Below are 19315 nucleotides of genomic sequence, written 5' to 3' on the forward strand. Positions count from 1 at the left end.
ATTTTATCTAAAATAATTTCTATGTTTTGGCCGGATACAATCAGTAAAATTTTAGATGTAAAATACCCTGTAATTCAGGCTCCGATGTTTGGTGTAAGTAGTCCGCGGATGGCTGCCGCAGCCGCAAAAGCCGGATGTCTTGGATCACTGGCATTAGCAGACCTTTCCTCAGATCGGTCTGCTGAACTTATCAGAGATACCAAAAAACTCACCGACAGACCGTTTGCGGTTAATATTTTTGTTCACCATATTCCTGAGCTCACAGATGTTTTGAGAGAAAAATTTGCTAAAGCCAGACAGTTTATTACCCAACTTGCAAAAGAAAATAATATAGAAGTTCAGCTTCCTGATCTTAAAGAGATCAAAGTGAACGGCTATCATGAGCAGATAGATGCTGTTATTGAAGAAGGCTGTAAGATTCTGAGCTTTACTTTCGGAAATCTGGATGATAAAAGCATTCATAAGCTAAAAGAGAATGGAATACTACTTATCGGAACCTGTACTTCCGTGGAAGAAGCATTAATTCTGGAAAATTCAGGAATTGATATCATCTGTGTGCAGGGAATTGAAGCCGGAGGGCACAGGGGAGCTTTTAATGCCGATACTATTCCTGAAATCGGAGGAATGTCCCTGTTTTCTAAAGTCTATGATCATGTGAAAGTCCCGCTGATCTATGCAGGCGGTATTTATAACGGAAAAACTTTAAGAGCGGCAAAAGAGCTTGGAGCACAGGGATTTCAGGTCGGAAGTATCTTGCTGGCATCACAGGAAAGCGGTTTGCAGCCGTTTGAAAAAGAAAGACTTAAAAATGTAACAGAAAAGGATATTGTCCTGACAAAAAGCTTTTCGGGTCGGTATGCGAGAGGAATTAAAAATAAATACATCGAAACTCTTGAAAACTCAGCCTATATTCTGCCTTATCCCTATCAGAATAAACTGACGAATGAGCTACGCAAAGTTTCAAAAGAACTGAATAATACTGATTTTGTAGGCATCTGGGCTGGACAGTCAATTCATGATTACAGTGAGCTTTCTACAGAGGAAATCCTGAAAAATTTGATTCAAAGTGTTTGAATGTGATAATCAATATAGATTTCTAAGAAATGGAAAATACAAAAATCCTTTCATACATATGAAAGGATTTTTTGTTATATAAAATAATAATTTACTTAGTCAGATCCAGTCCACCAAAATTTCCGGAACTCATCATCAGGAAAACACCATCGGTTTTATCCAGCGTTTCCCAATAGGCATGAAGTTCTTCAGCATTGGTAAATACCCTCAGGGCATCATTTTTGAACTTTTCTTTAATAAATTCCGGGGAAATAGGTTCCATTCTTTTGATCTTTAAAGCATCTTCAGAATAAAAAACTATCGCTTCGTTCAAGCCATCCATAGCATGATCATATTGCTCAAGAAATAACGGATTTAAGCTTGAATACGTGTGCAGCTCCAGAAAACCGTATTTCTTTTCTTTTGTAAACTGCTCGCAGAAAGCTTTTACCGCAGCTTTTACTTTGCTCGGTGCGTGGGCAAAATCTTTGTATAAAATTCCCTGATCTTCTCTTTCTACTTTTTCAAGACGTTTCGAAGCTCCTTTGAAGCTCATAACGGCTTCGTAGAAATCTTCATCCATGATACCAAGCTGGCGGCAGATATGCCTTGCACCTTCCATGTTGAGTAAATTGTGAGCTCCAAAAACAGAAAGAGGGACGTCGCCCATTTCAGTTTTTAAATATACTTTTCCATTGCTGATCTCATATTCAGGAGTTTTGTAAGCAATTTTTCTGAAATAATTTTCAGCTGCTTCCACTACTTTTACCACCTCTGCATCTTCTTCATTGTACACCAGAACGCCACCGGGAGTAATGCTTGCGACGAATTTTCTAAACTGCTCTATATAATCGTCAAACGTTTTGAATACATTGATGTGATCCCATGCAATACCGCTCATTAAAGCAATATTCGGCTGGTACAGAAGAAACTTTGAACGGAGATCAATAGGAGAGGAGAGGTATTCATCACCTTCCAGCACCATAAAATCATTTTCCTGCGTTAGTTTTACCATACAGTCAAAACCTTCCAGCTGGGCACCTACCATAAAATCCACGTCTTTCCGGTGAAAGTTCAGTACATGAAGAATCATAGAAGTGATCGTCGTTTTACCGTGTGAGCCGGCAATGACTACTCTTGTCTTGTTTTTTGACTGTTCGTAAAGAAATTCGGGGTATGAATAAATTTTTAAACCCAGCTCTTTTGCTTTTGCCAGCTCAGGATTATCCTGATGCGCATGCATTCCCAGGATAACCGCATCAATATCCGCAGTGATCTTTTCCGGGAACCAGCCCATTTCCTGAGGCAAAATTCCTTTCTTTTCCAGTCTGGATTTTGAGGGCTCAAAAATAGCATCATCCGAACCTGTTACCTGATATCCTTTGTCTTTTAACGCAATAGCAAGATTATGCATGGCGCTTCCGCCGATAGCAATGAAGTGGGTTTTCAACTTTATTTATTGTTTTTTTTTACGTTGTTATTAATAACTTCCTGGAAAACATTCAGAATATTATTCCAGTTCGTTGTAAAATTGGGCATCATCATGCTGGCATCTGACTTGCTGCCTTCATTCGGGCCTTTCTTTACATTGATGGAAGTGGTCACATGATCATACAGTTTTTTGTGGTCTTCCTGTATTCTTCTGAAATTGTTCTGGGAAAGGGTCTGGTCCAGTTTCTTTAAATCTTCATCAGAAATTTTAAAGTCATGTCTGTATTTTTTCCCTCCCTCCTCTAAAGAATAATGTGCATTATTGCCTTTGATGAGTAAATTCTCGTACATTGGAGCATAACCCCCGCTTCTGGAATAGCTTATATCAAAATCTGAATATACTTTCTGACTGTTACACGAAACTAATACCAAGACCGTGAATAAGATCCCTAATATTTTGTTCATAATTTTCTACTTACTTTAATTATTTGAATCCTTTTGTTCTACTTTTTTAGCTTTAAGTTCTTCATCATAATTGTGTAGTACATTGAAATCTTCTGTCTGCTCAATGGCAGTCATGATCTTCAATAAAATTTCCGGCGCTTTTTCATTGTCATAATCTATATCCAGAGGTGCTTTAAACTCCATGGTAGGTTTTACGCCTGTAACCTTTACCCGAAGGCCTTTCTTGTCGAATGCCCTTCTGAAACCGTTGATCTTGATAGGAATCACAATCGGGCGTTGATTTTTAACCAGCTTGGCTGTACCTCTTCGTCCCTGGGCAAAAGCAGACGTAGTACCCTGAGGGAAAGTAGCTACCCAGCCATTGTCCAAAGCTTTCATAATATTGTCAACTTCTGTAAGATCTACCATTCTGTTGACATTTTTCCCTTCTGCTCTCCAGGTTCTTTTTACCGTTACAGCGCCTGCAATTTTGAAAATTTTAGGAAGAATCCCTTTATTCATGGTTTCTTCTGCTGCTACATAGTAAAAATCAATCTTTGGGTTGAGCAGGTAGATAGGGTTTTTAATCGTGTCCAGATATCCGTTGTTCACAGCACAGAATGCATGATACATTGCTGCTACATCTGCAAAATAGGTTTGATGGTTAGATACAAAAAGCACGTTGGAATCGGGAAGATCCACAAGGTGTTCTGTACCGGTTATCTTTAATTTATTAAAGCCGTTGAACCTTCTGTAGGATACAATTCCTAAAATAAAAATGATAAACCTTTTTAAAAAATAAGGTGTTCCGAATGCATCGGTGAAAATATTTTTCTTCGCCATCTCTCAATTAAACACGGTAGTGCAAAGTTACATTTTTTTCAACAACTGGCTAAACTCGCTCAATATCATTGCTGTAGCGCCCCAGATGATATATCCGTTGAAATTAATAACCGGTACTTCATGTCCGGCAGCACTTGGCAATGCCATAATTTCAGGATTATCCGGAAGGTTGAGAAAAGAAGTGATAGGAAACTCTATAGTTTCTACTGCTTCACTCTGCTGAAGAACGAAAAGAGGGTTCTTTTTAGTATACGAAATGTAAGGATAAACATAAAAATTACTCGGTGGAACGTAGATGGGAGACATTTCCCTGATTACTCTTATGTAATGCTTGTCTATTCCAATCTCTTCTGAGGTTTCGCGTACTGCAGTTTCAGAAAAGTCCCTATCCGTCTCTTCACGCTTACCGCCAGGCAGTGAGATCTGTCCGCTGTGCCTGTCATGTTCGTTAATAGTTCTTTGAATCAGCGGGAAATACCATTCATTATCTTTTAAATAGAGAACAATGTTAACGGCTGCAAATTTTGGATTTTTCGCCAATACTTCATCATAGGTGAATATTGGTCGGGAAGGAGGTGAAAATACTCCATGGGCATGTATCCCTGGCAGTTCTACATCTGTTATTTTCCTCAATAAATCTTTTCCAAAACTTTCCATACCTCAAATTTAGCAATATATACTGAAGAAAAGAATAGGCATTAACATTAATTAACCATTGATATTTCTGCGGAAAGCGAAAAACCACTAAGAACCAATGATCTTGACCCCCAGATTTTCTCCGAATAATGTCCAGAGCATCTCTTTTCACGAACGGTGAAATGCCGGATTATGAGTAGGGAATAGAAGAGCGATTAGGGAGTGGATTGTGAATGGTCATCAATTATAATAGTTGTCCATTCATTTGATGAGAAAATTAACCGCTCGACATGTGAGGCTGTTTTATGATGTTAAAATGCTGGAGGTCTTAGAGTCTGTATGTTTAAGATTTTATTCTTGTCTTTATTCTTTGCTCTTTATTCTCATCTTATACCTATACAGAGAAAAATATAACTGCTGCATATTAAAACTCACTATTCACTTGAATACGAAATTGACCATTCACTTCGATTACTACCAAAAAAATTCCAAACCTTCAGATTTGGAATTTTTTTGGTAGTAGTCGAAATAGGTTTTCATCAGTCGATAATGTGATTTTCTAAGGCATATTTTACAATTCCTACGGAATTTTTTGCGTTTAATTTTAAGAGAATTCTTTTGCGGTGGGTTTCTACGGTATTGATACTTATAAAAAGCTTTTCAGAAATATCTTTACTGCTGAATCCGTCGCATATCAGTTTAAGAATTTCCATTTCTCTGCGTGTAAGAGGTTCTTTCATGTGCAGGTTTGGTTTTCCTTCGTCGCTGCTGATAAAGTTGATCATTCTTTCCTTTGCATTGTCACAGATGTAGATCTCGTTCAGAAGCAGAACATTGATGGATTTCAGGAATTCATCATATCTGCTGTTTTTATCAAGGTAGCTTTTTATACCTTTGTTAAAAAGCTTCCGGATGTCTGTCATGTCATAACTATTGCCTATGACAATAATTTTGATTTTTTTGTTTTTGGCGGTAATGTCTTCTACAAGTCTGAAAATATCTGTAAGCATCAGCATATTGGAGCTGATAACCAGAATTTCCGGAGGATCTTCTTTTAATTGTTCAAATAAGGGTTCGTAAGAATTACAAATGTCAATCGTGTTAAAAATTTTGCTCTGTGAGAGCAGTTTTGACAAACCTTCTGTATACAGTAACGGTTCATCAAAAATGGTTAATCTCGGTTTCATCATGGTTAGTTTTGTTTATATAAAAATATAAAAAAACTTTACATTTTGAATAAAAATAACAATTAAATGTAATTTTTACATGAAAAGTGATTGATAAATATAAATTTTATTGATTATTTAATAAATAAATCTCCTATTGTGGAATTTTGATTATTAATTTTAGAGTTATTATGATTAAAACTCAGGGTTAAGGGCAGTTCCAATTAAGCTGAAGTTATAATAAAGTTATTTAACTAGCACTTTAGGGATATGTTGTACCTGAAAATTTACTGATTTGGCAATAAAACAAAACTGACCTGCCTTATGATGGAGTTCCTTTGCTCTTTCAGCCATTGATTCTTCCGCGACAATCACTGTAGGATGTAAGGTCACTGACGTAAATTGCCCGCTTCCATCCGCTGTTTCAGTCATAATTCCGGTAGCTTCATCTGTATAATTGATAACGATAATGCCTTCTTCGGAGCAGAAATGAAGATACCACAGCATATGACAGGAAGAAAGTGAGGAAAGAAAGAGGTCTTCGGGATTGTGTTTGGTTTTGTCTCCACGGAATGAAGGATCAGAAGAACCTTCAATAGGAACTTTGTTTTCAATTTGAATGGTATGGCTTCTTTCATAATCCTTGTAGCTGCTGGTTCCTGTTCCTTTGTTGCCTGTCCAGTTAATGGTTGCTTTGTAATGATGTTCTCTGCTCATTTAAGTTTAAAAATAAAAAGTATCTGCTAAAATTAAGCAAATACTTTTTTAAAAAGAAATTGACATTCTCTTAATTCTTAATAAGTTTTTTAACTGCTGTTCTTCCGTTTTCGAATGTAACTTTTGCATGTAGATTCCTTTCCTGAAATACCATAAATAAAAAACCTCCAGAAAAACTGAAGGTTTAGATTTTTGTGTTAATTAGAATATCCAACCAATTCTTCTTTTTTCGAATTGTAAATTTTGTATTCTAAATATTTGAAAGAATCCCGTGGGATGATGGTTACCCATTTTTTATACTTCATAAACCATTTCATCTGAATGCTTTTGATTCCTTTGGTAAGGTAAGCTTCAACGAAAGGGTGTACATGCAGGTAAAGCTTGCCTTTATCCTTCTGTATAATGTTTCTTATGGTTTCCTCCATTCTTTCCACGATGACGATCGGAGCTATAATTTCTCCGTCTTTGTTCGGGTTTTCTTCTTTGGTTTCTATCTGTTTTTCCGGGCGGTTTCTTTGTCTCGTGATCTGGATCAGTCCAAATTTGCTCGGGGGAAGAATTTTGTGGCGCGCTTTGTCACGTTTCATTTCTTCTTTAAGATGCTCGTACAGATCCCTTCTGTGTTCAGGATTCTGCATATCGATGAAGTCGATTACAATGATGCCTCCCATATCTCGGAGACGAAGCTGTCTGGCAATCTCGGTAGCTGCCATTTTGTTTACTTTCAGAGCGTGCTCTTTGTTTACGGCGGCTCCGGTTGTGATGTTGTTTCCGGAGTTTACATCAACCACGTGAAGTGCTTCTGTATGCTCTATAACAAGGTAGGCACCTTTTGAACTTGGAATATTAACGTGCTTTCCGAAACTCTGTTTGAGCTGTTTTTCAACGTTATAATATTCGAGAAGAGGGATGTGTGAATTGTAAAACTGGACAATATTCTTTTTTTCAGGAGCTATGACCTCTACATAGTTGGTCATTTCGTCTACCATCTGTTCATCGTCGCAGATGATGCTCACGAAATCCTGGTTGAAATTGTCTCTTAAAATAGCTGAAGCTTTGTCTTCTTCGCTTAAAACTCTGGCCGGAACCTTACTTTTCTGAATGTTTTTGAAAGTGCTTTCCCATTTCTGGATCAGCTGATTCATGTCATTGTGAAGGTCTGCTACTTTTTTACCTTCCGCTACGGTTCTTATGATGACACCGAAGCCTTCAGGCTTGATGCTGTCAATAAGCGTTCTCAGTCTTTCTTTTTCCTCAGTGGTTCTGATTTTTTTGGAAATGGAAACTTTGTTGTCGAAAGGGATCAGGACGAGAAAACGTCCTGTTAAAGAAACCTGGGTAGAGATCCTCGGACCTTTAGTGGAAATAGGTTCTTTAGTAATCTGAAGCAGAACAAGATCATCTTTTGCAATGACTTTGTCTACGGTTCCGTTTTTGTCTATTTCGGGTTGTATCTCGAAATTTTTTAAGCTTGAAGTGCTCTGTTTTTTAGAAATAGTATCTTTTAAAAACTTTCTGTAGGTGAGGTACTGTGGCCCCAGATCCTGATAATGCAGAAAAGCATCCTTATCGTACCCGATGTTTACGAATGCGGCATTCAGGTTAGGTGCCAGTTTTTTAACTCTTCCTACAAACAGATCTCCAACTATAAATTCGCTTTTGTCCTCTTGCTCATGAAGTTCACATAGTCTTCCGTCTTCCAGTAGGGCAATCTTTGTAAGATCATCTTCATGCGAAACTATTAGTTCTTTCTTCATTTTGTATAAGATAAAAATTTATTAAGATTATAGGAAACTGGCGTATTTTTTAGCAAATAAATAATTTTAAATATAAGAATTTAGATTGAAATTGCTATACCTTTTTGAAAATATCTGCAAAAGCCTTTTTTCCTTGGAAATCTTATAGTTGCAAACAAAAATATAGTCGGTGAACTCTATATAAATAAAACCACCAACTATATTATTATATTGTAAACCTCGAAAAAAAGAGATTATTTTTTCTTATGTCTGTTTGCTCTTCTTCTTTTCTTTCTTTTGTGAGTTGCAACCTTGTGTCTTTTTCTTTTCTTTCCGCTTGGCATAATTTTAATTTTTTAGTAACTAGTTAATATTCAGTTAATTTTATTTTACTGCGACTTTTGTTTTTACTTTCTCTACAAAAGATTTTGAAGGCTTGAAAGCAGGAATGTTATGAGCAGGAATCTCAATTGCAGTGTTCTTAGAAATATTTCTTCCTGTTTTAGCAGCTCTTGTTTTAATGATAAAAGATCCAAAACCTCTCAGATAAACGTTATCCCCATTATACATAGAAGTCCTGATCTCCTGCATAAAAGCTTCTACAACTTTCTGTGTTTCATTCTTTTCTGTTCCCAACTTATTTGAGATGGTGTTTACCAATTCTGCCTTTGTCATTTCCTTTTTTAATTTTAAATTTTAGGTGTGCAAATTTAGTTAAAAAAATTGAATACTAGCAAATTAGTGGCAAAATATTTTTGTTTAAAGAGTTGGAGTTTTTATGTTTACCCTATATTAATATTACATTAAATCTCCCTACATGCTGGAATTGTAGTAGCCATTTTCCACACAGAAGCGGATGAGATGCAGCTTTGTTTTCAGCCCCAGTTTTTCTGTAAGCCTGTTAATATAGGTATCAATTGTACGTGTGCTAAGGTTCAGTTTTTCAGCAATTTCCTTGTTGCTGTAGCCTTCGTAGCAGAATTTCATAAGCTGTATTTCAGTAGGGCTCAGCTCTTCCTGGCCTTTCTTCTGCCTTTCCATATAGTTTTGTACTGCGAGTGGCTGCTGTTCCCATTCCTTAGAATATTTTTCGTAATCGAAGCCGTCAGAAGCGATACTTCCTTTGATAAGATCTTTTATAATAGTGCTTTTTTTCTGGCAGTAATAGATATTAGGGATTTTTGAAAGAATCTCAGCCATATCTTCCTGATAGGTACTGGAATACGTTACAATAGGAGTTTCCGTATTGTTTTTCCTGATGTATTTGATAGCCTCTATCCCGCTTAATACCGGCATAAACAGTTCAATGATAAACACATCTTCCTGCCTCCTGTAAATCCTGTTCACAAGCTCATGGCCGTTGTTACAGTCATTCAGAAGCATATAGAAAGGGTTTTCCATAAGAGTTTTGATCATGATCTTCTTAAAGTAGAAGTCACTGTCAGCTATAGAAAACCGTACTGTGTTTGATAGTATTTTATTCACTTTTAATATCGATTTGGTAGGTGATATTTAAAATTCAGAGGCCTAATTTATGAAAAACTTATGAAAGCAGAAATTAAACTTAGTTTAATTAGGGTTTTCACGGAATTACATTAGGGAAAATACGTATTGTACATAAATTTTTTTTTTTATATTTTCACAGGCCAAACAAATCACGAACATATGTCTTCTAACAGAGAAAAAAAACTAAACAAATCTGATGTCAGAGCAGGCATTTGGAAGTTTATTCTGTCTTTCACCGTTTTGTCGGTGGTGTCTTTTCTGTGTTTATTCTTCTTTTTTAAAAGTTACAGTATACAACGGGAAGGAATTGTGCGAGAAGCTGATGCCTATAAAGATCTTATGATGCGGGGTGATGTTCTCAGGACTCATGTAGATAAAATATATGACCAGATGAACCAGCTTAACATCAATAAGGTAGAAAATGATGTTTTCCTCAGAACCAGAATTATGGATGATGTGACGGAGGCGAAAAACATTATGGGTAAAGACAGTGCTGATAATTTTAAGCATTATGCCGTTCTGATGAAACAGATAGAGCCTATGCTGAAATTGAAGAATGATATTATAGGGGTAGAATCCCAGAAAAAGATAGTCCTCAGGGATCTTGAGGAATGTATAGCAAAAGTAGGAAGAGCCAACGGCCAGCTTAAAAAAGATCCTACAAGGAATTTTACAGGAGGAAGAAGAAGATAATAAAAATAAGCATATGCAGGGATCTATTACACTATCTAAGAAAGAAAGGCATTATCAGTTTTTTTATTTGATACTGATGCTTTTTGCAGCGATGATATTCTTCGGAATCATCTTTTTAAAAGGATATGATTCTCCATTCTCTGAAGAAGATGTAAGAGGAATACAGAGCCTTGAACAGAAGGCAGCATTCGAAAGCCAGCAGAAGATCTTACAGCCCGAAATGGACAGTACGTATGTTTTGATCAGCAGAATTGCAGATAAATCTCCGGAACCTTTCGCTGAAAACAATATTTTTAATGGAATTAATGGCCTTGCCAGTCATTTTCAGGGTAATAGCAATATCATGGATATCCGTAAAGATGCGTATCCGCAGATCGCCAAATTCTACAAAATGTATTTTGAAGACAAAAAAGTTATTTCTACCACTACAGAAGATGTAAAAAGATTCGAAAAAGAAGTGGAAGACTGCAGAATCGGTTTTAAAGATAAGCAAAACCGACTTTATGAAAGAGAAAATGCATTAAGAGCAAGAACCCAGTAAAAGAAATAAGCATTAAAGGAATAAACACATCACAATCACTTAACTATGAATTATTTTCAAAAAAACAAAAAGAACATTATTATTGGTGTTATCGCAACGCTGCTTATTGCGGCACTCATTGCGTTATGGCTGCAGAAAAAGGTAATCCATTCTTCTGATGATATTGTAGGAGTAGTCTATCCTTCTTCACTATCTGTAGGAGATACCCTTTTATTTGAGGATAAGACCCAGTTCGCAAAAACCAAGCGATGGAATTTTGGGGACGGAACCACTTCAGACAAAAGTACCGGAATACACTTTTACAATAAACCGGGGTATTATTCGGTAAGTTTGATTATTGATAACAAATATAGCAAAACCTTCCCTGTGATGGTTTCGGCCAGATATCAGAAGCCACAGGACAGCGCGAAGATCAGTACCGTTATTGAAGCTCCTACCCAGGCGATGCAGAATGAAAACGTACAGTTCCGGGCAGTTTCGGAAGCTACACAGTTTGCATGGAAGTTCGGCGAAACAGGCAATATCGATGCTAAGGAGAAAATGGCCATTTATTCTTATAAAAAACCGGGAGATTACCGCGTGGCATTATTCACAGAGGAAAGTCAGGAACCTATTTACCACCTTATCAAGATTCTTCCGGCCTACAATTCTTTGCAGGAAGATGAAATACCTGTAGAGGATTCCTATAAAAAGGTTGATGATGACTTCAAATATCACCTGCAGCAGATTGCCAACGGGAACAGTTTTAATATGCATTATAACTACCTGCTGAGAACCTATCTGTGTAACAACGAGAACACGGTAGTAAAAGTAAGCGACAGCAAGGCGAATAACTTCTATATGTACTGTGCGGGACTTCAGTTTGACAAAAACGTTGTGATCCAGAGTGTAAAAGTGAACTTAGATGATAAGCAGAACTGTGTAACGAAGGTCGATATAAACCAAAGCAAATAATAAAGTCCGGCATCCGGATACACCAATCATTAAAATAAAATAGGATGAAAAATAAATTTCCTCTAGCAGCATATTATATAGGATTTTCAGTATTGTTAGCAAGCTGTCAGGTCAAGCTGCCGTCTAAAAGAACTCCTGAACCGTCCCAGTACGGGCAGGTAGATAATTCGCCGGTCGTGAACGGATACCCTAAAAAATCGGTCCCATGGATCGTTATTTCAGACAGATCCAGAAATACGGCCTATCTTGATAAAAGTGACGAAAAATCTTACAAAGAAGTTAAATTCCTTGAGCCTTTGATGGTCCTGAAACATAGAGACGGAATGGTAAAAGTAGCGGAATACGTTCCGGATGCCCTGATGAAAAAGGTTTCATCGAAATCCATTAAAACCTATGGCTGGATCCCGGAATCCGATCTTCTTTTATGGAACAATTCTTTAAAAAGCGAAAAAACAGGTTTCCCTGTAAGAGTGGCTGTAGTTCCGAATCACAGTGAAGTGATCAGAAGTGCAGAAAGATACTATAAGAATGATTCCATCATGGTATTCAATTCACCAAGCCTTATAGAAGCTGCCAATGTCAAAATTCCAAACGGACAGATGGTGTATGTTTACAAACAGGCAGAAAATAATAAACGTTTTCTGGTTGGTAAAAAACCTTCTGTTGATATAGACAGTATCAGTACCAGCCTTTACGGATGGGTAAACGCCAATGTGATCTCTGCATGGGGTGAGCGTTCTGCCGTAAAACTTAAAAATGATACGCAGGTTACAGAATCTGAGTTAGGAATCCATGAAGGATATCCTGGTGCAGCAGACGCAGAAAGCCGAACGGCTGTTCTTCTTACGGATACCAACAAGAGAACACCTCTTGAGAATATTTATCCGGTAAATTTAGCTTTGAATGAAGCTCCAACACCGGACTCCAAAACAAAATATTTTACCAATATTTTAGATTACAGTAAAAATTATGTATTCAATGTTTTGGGTGAGGAGATTTATTTTGACCGTTACAGGGAAATCACGGAAAGAGATAAAAATATAAACATTGTTTTTGCTCTGGATGTAAGTGCTCCGAATGCTCCTTATGCCCCGATCGTTAAATCTCTTCTTCAGGATCTGCAGCTTAGATTTGAGAAACCGTCTTATTTCAATGGCGTAAAATACGGTGTTGTTTTATATAAGAACAACCCGTGTGGAGAAAATGTCATGACTTCCAATTTAAGTACGGATTACAGTAAGATCACCAAGTTCATTGATGAAAAAACCAATGAAATGAACTGTGCGAGCAACAGCGGATACCAGCCGGTTGGCGAGGCGCTTTCTGCGGCAGGAAACCTGCTTTCAAATGTGCCGGATGAAACCAATATTGTCGTAACTGTAGGTACTTCAGCGAATCAGAGCGGAAATATGTACAGTGTGATCAGCTCTCTTACGCAGGCACAGGCCAGAGTGATTATGTTCCAGACCAGTGCAAGATCATCCGATACCTACAACGATTTTGTATTAATGGCTGAGAATGTGGTGACCAATACTGCTAAAAATATTGCCGAACTGAAAAAACAGAAGATCATTAACCAGAGTGATGTTCTTACCAAAAATAACTTTAACCTTGTGGAGGGCGATGCCGGATTTTTCTCACTGGATTATCCAAAGCAGAGTATGTCACAGGGATTTGTTATCTTCCCTAAAAAAGGAGATGTTGCAACACCCGGATATCTGAAAAAATCGGTTGACAGTCTTATTGCACAGGTAACTTTAGACAATGAAACGATTGATAAATCACTGAATGAGTATTTCCATTCTTCGGTAGGAGCCGGAAGAACAGACGTAGATCTGAAATATAAATACCTCTTCCCAGGTCTTACCAATCCGGTTTCTGCAGGAATTGCAGCCCAGCTGATCAACTATGGAAACCCATTCCTTGTAAAAGGATATATCCCAAAAGGTCTGAAAGATTACAAGCCGGGTATAGAAAAAGGAATCCTTATTTCTGAAACGGAATACGATAACTTAAAGAACTTCTATACCGAAGTTTATCATAAGACCGAGCCTGAAAGAGCAGATTTTAACCAGTCCAGAGCAGTTAAGGAGTATATCAGACTTCTGAAAAAATATAACCCTACCTTAAAATTCCTGGATAAGTCTGAACTGTATGAAAAACCAATGGCTTACGCAGTAGGATTAAGTACCGGTTTTGACAATTCTGAAGATGAGCTGATGTCGAAATATAAACTGAAAGGCTGGAAGAAATCTAAAATTGTTTTAAAAGAAACAGCAAGAGCATATTTCAAGAACTATAAGAATCTGGCAGAACATATGCTTTCCCACAGAAACAATCCTGCCGTAAAGATCCAGCAGAACGGGCAAACCTTCTACTGGCTTAATGAATACTTTATGCCGACCACTCAGACCGTTGAGGAACCGGAATACACAAAACATTAATCATTCATGATAGCATATCAAAAGCAGGAGTATAACTTCTGCTTTTTTTGTGTTTAAAAAAATGAAGGATAACATATAATTTTTTAAACAACAGGATTCACAAACCCGCATTCTGGAGCTCAAAAAAGAGCGCCAAAAATTTCCTATTTCTCAATTAAGTGTAAAATTCCACTTTTTTCTATATATCCCAATAAATTGTGACCCTTGTTCTCATGACGTATGACGGCGATTTTTAAATCCAAAGTCGTAGAATTACTACAAAATATGAAATTTTTATCAAAATACTTTTAGAATAGAAATAAGCTCTATATATTTGTTAAACAAACACCACATCACAAAATATTAATAGTGAATAAAATTTACGGTTATGGAAGGAGATTCGGAAAAATCATAACATTCAATAGCAGAAATAACAGAAGTTATTAACGTTAGAATACAGATGATCATCGGATTGCAGCCATATAACTAAAGATGCACTATTACACATCAACATTCATAAGAAAAGATCGTCCCCTAAAGACGGTCTTTTTGCTTCAAAATTTAAATAAATGCTCTTTAGACGTACAGGAATATGAAACTAAAATCACAGAATACTATGTAAATTCTTCATTTCTGCCATCCAAAAATATCAGCGGAATTTCAGAAACATTTGATTTTATCATCCGAAAACTTATTACATCTCTAATCAAAGAATTAACTATCTTTATCCTACACACATTTTGCATAAAAAAGATATATTTGTAAAAAGGTAATGCCTTGACAGATTGCACCAAATAATCTGATAAAACTGAAAGAAACACAAACATATATTAATATTAGAAAATTATAATGGGAGTACTAGTAACCAACGAAACAGTAAAACAGCTATTTCATATTGCTCAGTCGATAGCGAAGGAAAACTATAATGCCACGTACGGCGGTCCGCATATTCTGCAGGCTTTAATGCATAAAGATATAGGACTCAGTGAATTTCTGAAAAGTATCGACAAAGATCCCGGCTACTTCTATGAATGGGCAGATGTCCGGATTGAAGATTATCCCAAGACAGCGCATCTTCCGGATGATGTACGCCCGGATGAAGCTGTAGATACCCTTACAGAAGAAGCAGACGATATCCGCTTAAAATTGGGTCTGGATGAGATTACACCGATCTGTATCCTTACCGCTATCGTAAAACCACAGGTCGTTTTTTCACTGCAGCAGCTGAAATCACTTCCTCTGAGAGAACATGAAATTTTCAACTTATATAGAAAAGATACCCCTTTTGCTGTATCCGAAGACGGTGATTTTTCATCCCTTTTTTCAAACGGCTCAGACTTCACAGATTCATCATTTCCATCAATCAAAAGTTACTGTGTAGACAGAACTGCACAGGCCAGAAAAGGCGATCTTGAAAACATTATTGGACGGGATAAAGAACTCAGGATGCTCGTCGAGATCCTTTGCCGCAGAAGCAAACCGAATGTCATCATCATTGGTGAGCCCGGTGTAGGTAAAACGGCATTAGTAGAAGGTTTCGCCATAGAAATTACCAAAGGAAATGTTCCTGAAATGCTGAAAAATGCAACCCTTCTCGAACTCGACACCGGAGCATTGTTGGCCGGAACTTCTTATAAGGGCGAAATTGAAGACCGCCTGAAAAAAGTTATCACTGAATGTAAAAAAATCGAAAAGGCAGTTCTTTTCATCGATGAAATTCATACCCTTCTTGATCCGAAAGGCAGCATCGGAAATGTAGCTAACCTTCTTAAGCCCGAACTGGCAAGAGGTGAAATTACTGTGATTGGAGCCACAACGCAGGAAGAATACAGAAAGATCATTGAACCGGAACAGGCTTTCAACCGTCGTTTTGAAGTCTTGACAGTTAATGAGCCGGATGAGCAGACCTGTGTGAAAATGATCGATGTGCTTCTTGATGGCTACAAAAAACATCATGGTATCGAAGTAGAAAAAAACTCCATTCCCGAATGTGTACGCCTCGCAAAAAGATATGCAAAAGGCAAAAAGTTGCCTGATGCAGCCATTGACCTGCTGGACCGAACCATGGCTGCCATTAAAATGCTGGATGAGCTTTCGGAAAAAGAATTGGCAAGCTGGAAAGAAACTTACGAGGCGATTTTAAAAGAAGAATTCACCGACAGTAAAGACCAGGCTAATGAACTCATCTGGAACTATAATCTCCTGAGAGATAAAATAAGCCCTATTCTTTGGGGATCATTAAACGAACAGCCGGTTATCGACAACTCTATGCCTGTTGACCAGATCCACAAGATTATTGATGATGCCTACGCGGAGCTTTTAGAGCATGCCGCTGTAAAGAGAGAAAAAGTAGACCGTCTGGAGCTGGCAGCAGTAATGGCGGCAAAAACAAATATTCCGATCGGGAAAATCCAGGCTCAGGAAAAAGAAAAGCTTCTGAATATGGAATCCCTTTTACTCAACAGAGTGGTGGGGCAGGACCATGCCTTAAAAATCCTGTCAGATGCTATTGTTGAAAACCGAAGCGGATTGAACAAGCCGGGGCAGCCTATCGGGTCATTCTTCCTTCTGGGACCTACCGGAACAGGAAAAACCGAGCTGGCAAAATCTATGGCAGAGCTTCTTTTCAACGATGAGAAAGCCATGGTACGTTTTGATATGTCAGAATTTAAAGAAGAACATTCCGCAGCATTACTGTATGGAGCGCCCCCGGGTTATGTAGGGTATGAAGAAGGAGGAATGCTGGTTAACAAGATCAGACAGCAGCCCTATACCGTTGTTTTATTTGATGAAATTGAAAAGGCCCATCATTCCGTTTTTGATGTATTCCTGCAGATCATGGATGAAGGAAAAGTTCATGACAAACTGGGAAAAGAAGGTGATTTCAGTAATGCGCTTATATTGTTTACTTCAAATATCGGAAGTGAAGAAATTGTAAAACAGTTTGAAGAGGGAAAAGTTCCTGAATCGTCTTCACTGATGCAGATTATGTCCAGTTCAGGAAGATTCAGACCTGAGTTTTTAGCCAGAATCACAGAGATTATTCCTTTTGCCCCTATCACAGAATCTATTGCAGAAAGAATTTTCAATATCCAGCTGAAATCACTTCATACTTCACTGACAAGATTGGGAATGACCTTAAAGATCAGCGATGAGGCCGTGAAAAACCTTGCCTTGGGAGGATTCAGCAGTAAATACGGAGCAAGACAGATCTCCGGCGTTATCCGTGCCCAGCTGGCAAGACCGATTTCTAAAATGATTGTAAGGGAGGAAGTAAAATCCGGGCAGACTATCCACGTAGACTGGAATAATGAAGAAGATAAACTAAGCTGGAAAGTAGATTAAAAATATACAAAGAAAGTCTGTATCCGGATAAAATTTACCTGATAGACTGTTTCTTTGCCAATAACCATAAGGAATTAAAATGAAAACTGTATTCAAAAATATTTTTACAGGGCTGCTGCTCGCTGGAACTTTTGTAACGGCAAACGGACAGTTTCTTGCCGCTTCCGATACTTCGGAAAGCAGCGTGAAAAAATACAATAACATTATAAATGCCAATAAAGAGATCGTTGAATTCATCGAATATTCATTGGTACAGAAAGGACTGCCCAGACATTTGAGAAATCTGGCCCTGATTGAATCGCATTTCAACAGAAATATAACTTCAGGCGCCGGAGCAGTAGGAATATGGCAGTTTATGACCTCCCATGCCAATCAGTACGGACTTACAGAGCAAAACCGGACGGATGTGTATAAAAGTACCAAGACAGCCGTAGTTTCTCTGGCAAATCTCTATAGGAAGTATGGTGACTGGATTACCGTTGTAGCAGCTTATAACTGTGGCGAAGGAAATATTGCCAAAGCGATGCAGAATGCTGGGTCTACACAATACCATGTATTCTCTAAATATCTTCCCGGCGAAACAATCAACCATGTTAAGAAATATCTGAACGCCTGCTATGCAACCGGCGAGCTGGAAAGCGTTTTGAACAATTACAATTCTTCAAGGCTTAATAAAATTTTCTTTACAGAAGGCGGAAGCGGAAGAAATAATGCCGCACCGCTTCAGGAAACAGAAATTAATGCCGGATTTAATCTGGGTGTCATTGCCGATGAACTGGATGTAGAGATGAATGAAATTCTTGCCTGGAACCCCGGAATAGTTGAAGAGCTGCAGAAAAAAGGGGAGAGCCCTCTTTATCTTCCTACTGATCTTATGCCGGATTTTCTTTTGAAAAAAAATAAAATTCTTTCCCGTTCTATAAAAGAAGGAAACCGTATGCAGCAGTAATAAGCTTGAACAGTATATAATTAAACCGTAAATTTTTACGGTTTTTTTTGTTTCAATAAGTTAATGAAATACCTGTTAAAAATCTGCTAATTGTCCTTTAAAATTCTTAATATCTCTCATTTAAGTGTAAAATTTCTGTTGTGGGTGCTGTTGTAACTTATTTTTAAGGCATTTTAAATCAAATGCTTATGTTTTATTTTAATTCTATTGTCGTAGAATTACTACACTGAATCGTAGAATTACTACAAATTTTCAAATTTATATTCAAAAGCTTTTTTATCAAAATATGACGTTTTATATTTGTTCTGTAATCAATCACCAAATCACAAAATATTAACGATTAAAATTTACGAATCATGGCAGCAAATTCAAGAGGAATCTTAAAATTCAACGGAGGAGAAGGTCAGAAGCTATTAAAGCTTAACTACAGCGTATCAAGATCTACGGATGTTTCAGGTCGTGTAGCATCAGACCCTTCCAATGCACTGATCAAAATTACAGTAGAAGCTACTGAAAAATCGGACATCCTTGAAAGCTTACTGAACGGAAAGTATAAGCCTACTACAGGTGAAGTTACTTTCAACAAATCTCACGAAGAAGGAACGCTGATTACTTTAAACTGGACCAACGGATATGTGATCCAGCATCAGGTAGAGTTCGATGCAATAGACGAAAACAGTATGCTGATCAGTTTTGTAGTAAGCGCAGAAACAATTGACTATGGTACTTCTAAATTTGACGGGCTTTGGCCTTTAGAAGGCAAATAATCTGACAATCATCTTAGTAAAATAAATTGGTACAGAATAGTGTATTCGCAAGAATACACTGTTCTGTTTTTGCCGTTTTTGAACAATCGGAACCAAAATGATCCTGCCGAA

Annotated in this window: 17 protein-coding genes; 8 read left to right on the plus strand and 9 right to left on the minus strand. The window is 37.5% G+C overall.

The genetic code is table 11. From position 1 onward, the window contains the following. Window positions 1-21 precede the first annotated feature (21 nt). A complete protein-coding gene (locus J4Q03_RS17370) occupies window positions 22-1074 on the plus strand; it encodes an NAD(P)H-dependent flavin oxidoreductase (protein ID WP_426049384.1) in 1053 nt (350 codons plus the stop codon). A 91-nt stretch (window positions 1075-1165) separates the two neighbouring features. On the opposite strand, the gene J4Q03_RS17375 is transcribed toward J4Q03_RS17370, so the two are convergent. The 9 genes from J4Q03_RS17375 to J4Q03_RS17415 all read right to left on the minus strand — a co-directional run bounded on the left by J4Q03_RS17375 (window position 1166) and on the right by J4Q03_RS17415 (window position 9511). Beyond that, window positions 1166-2503, minus strand: coding sequence for a UDP-N-acetylmuramate--L-alanine ligase (locus tag J4Q03_RS17375; RefSeq protein ID WP_426049385.1), 1338 nt, complete (start codon window positions 2501-2503; stop codon window positions 1166-1168). 2 nt (window positions 2504-2505) lie between these two features. Further along, complete coding sequence (locus J4Q03_RS17380; protein WP_426049386.1) at window positions 2506-2949, minus strand: hypothetical protein; 444 nt, start codon at window positions 2947-2949, stop codon at window positions 2506-2508. Window positions 2950-2964: 15 nt separating this feature from the next. Then, window positions 2965-3771 (minus strand): lysophospholipid acyltransferase family protein, encoded by an 807-nt coding sequence (locus tag J4Q03_RS17385; RefSeq protein WP_426049387.1) that lies wholly within the window; start codon window positions 3769-3771, stop codon window positions 2965-2967. Window positions 3772-3798: 27 nt separating this feature from the next. Continuing rightward, on the minus strand, window positions 3799-4428 hold the full coding sequence (locus tag J4Q03_RS17390) for an NUDIX hydrolase (RefSeq protein ID WP_426049388.1): 630 nt from the start codon (window positions 4426-4428) through the stop codon (window positions 3799-3801). A 518-nt stretch (window positions 4429-4946) separates the two neighbouring features. Further along, complete coding sequence (locus tag J4Q03_RS17395; protein ID WP_426049389.1) at window positions 4947-5597, minus strand: response regulator transcription factor; 651 nt, start codon at window positions 5595-5597, stop codon at window positions 4947-4949. 222 nt (window positions 5598-5819) lie between these two features. Then, window positions 5820-6290, minus strand: coding sequence for an OsmC family protein (locus tag J4Q03_RS17400; protein WP_426049390.1), 471 nt, complete (start codon window positions 6288-6290; stop codon window positions 5820-5822). 197 nt (window positions 6291-6487) lie between these two features. Beyond that, complete coding sequence (locus J4Q03_RS17405) at window positions 6488-8047, minus strand: Rne/Rng family ribonuclease (protein ID WP_426049391.1); 1560 nt, start codon at window positions 8045-8047, stop codon at window positions 6488-6490. Between the two features lie 363 nt (window positions 8048-8410). Continuing rightward, window positions 8411-8701, minus strand: a complete 291-nt coding sequence (locus J4Q03_RS17410; protein ID WP_002984212.1) for an HU family DNA-binding protein — start codon at window positions 8699-8701, stop codon at window positions 8411-8413. A 138-nt stretch (window positions 8702-8839) separates the two neighbouring features. Continuing rightward, on the minus strand, window positions 8840-9511 hold the full coding sequence (locus J4Q03_RS17415; protein ID WP_426049392.1) for a response regulator transcription factor: 672 nt from the start codon (window positions 9509-9511) through the stop codon (window positions 8840-8842). Between the two features lie 180 nt (window positions 9512-9691). On the opposite strand from J4Q03_RS17415, the gene tssO reads away from it, so the two are divergent. From tssO to tssD, 7 genes are all read left to right on the plus strand, one after another. Further along, a complete protein-coding gene (tssO, locus tag J4Q03_RS17420; RefSeq protein WP_426049393.1) occupies window positions 9692-10225 on the plus strand; it encodes a type VI secretion system TssO in 534 nt (177 codons plus the stop codon). 13 nt (window positions 10226-10238) lie between these two features. After that, window positions 10239-10766 carry a type VI secretion system transmembrane protein TssO gene (locus J4Q03_RS17425; protein ID WP_426049394.1) on the plus strand — a complete coding sequence of 176 codons (528 nt, stop codon included), beginning with the start codon at window positions 10239-10241 and terminating at the stop codon, window positions 10764-10766. Between the two features lie 45 nt (window positions 10767-10811). Continuing rightward, entirely contained in the window at window positions 10812-11720 is a 909-nt protein-coding gene (locus tag J4Q03_RS17430; protein WP_426049395.1) for a PKD domain-containing protein, read from the plus strand. A gap of 44 nt (window positions 11721-11764) precedes the next feature. Then, the gene (gene tssR, locus J4Q03_RS17435) at window positions 11765-14164 is read left to right on the plus strand and encodes a type VI secretion system protein TssR domain-containing protein (protein ID WP_426049396.1); all 2400 of its coding nucleotides are present in this window, start codon (window positions 11765-11767) and stop codon (window positions 14162-14164) included. A gap of 828 nt (window positions 14165-14992) precedes the next feature. Continuing rightward, window positions 14993-17488, plus strand: coding sequence for an ATP-dependent Clp protease ATP-binding subunit (locus tag J4Q03_RS17440; RefSeq protein ID WP_426049397.1), 2496 nt, complete (start codon window positions 14993-14995; stop codon window positions 17486-17488). Between the two features lie 79 nt (window positions 17489-17567). After that, window positions 17568-18437: a lytic transglycosylase domain-containing protein gene (locus tag J4Q03_RS17445; RefSeq protein WP_426049398.1), complete on the plus strand. Its 870-nt coding sequence runs from the start codon at window positions 17568-17570 to the stop codon at window positions 18435-18437. Window positions 18438-18793: 356 nt separating this feature from the next. Then, window positions 18794-19204, plus strand: coding sequence for a type VI secretion system tube protein TssD (gene tssD, locus J4Q03_RS17450; RefSeq protein ID WP_426049399.1), 411 nt, complete (start codon window positions 18794-18796; stop codon window positions 19202-19204). Window positions 19205-19315 lie beyond the last annotated feature (111 nt).

The organism is Chryseobacterium sp. NFX27, from assembly GCF_049887855.1.
GTDB lineage: Bacteria > Bacteroidota > Bacteroidia > Flavobacteriales > Weeksellaceae > Chryseobacterium.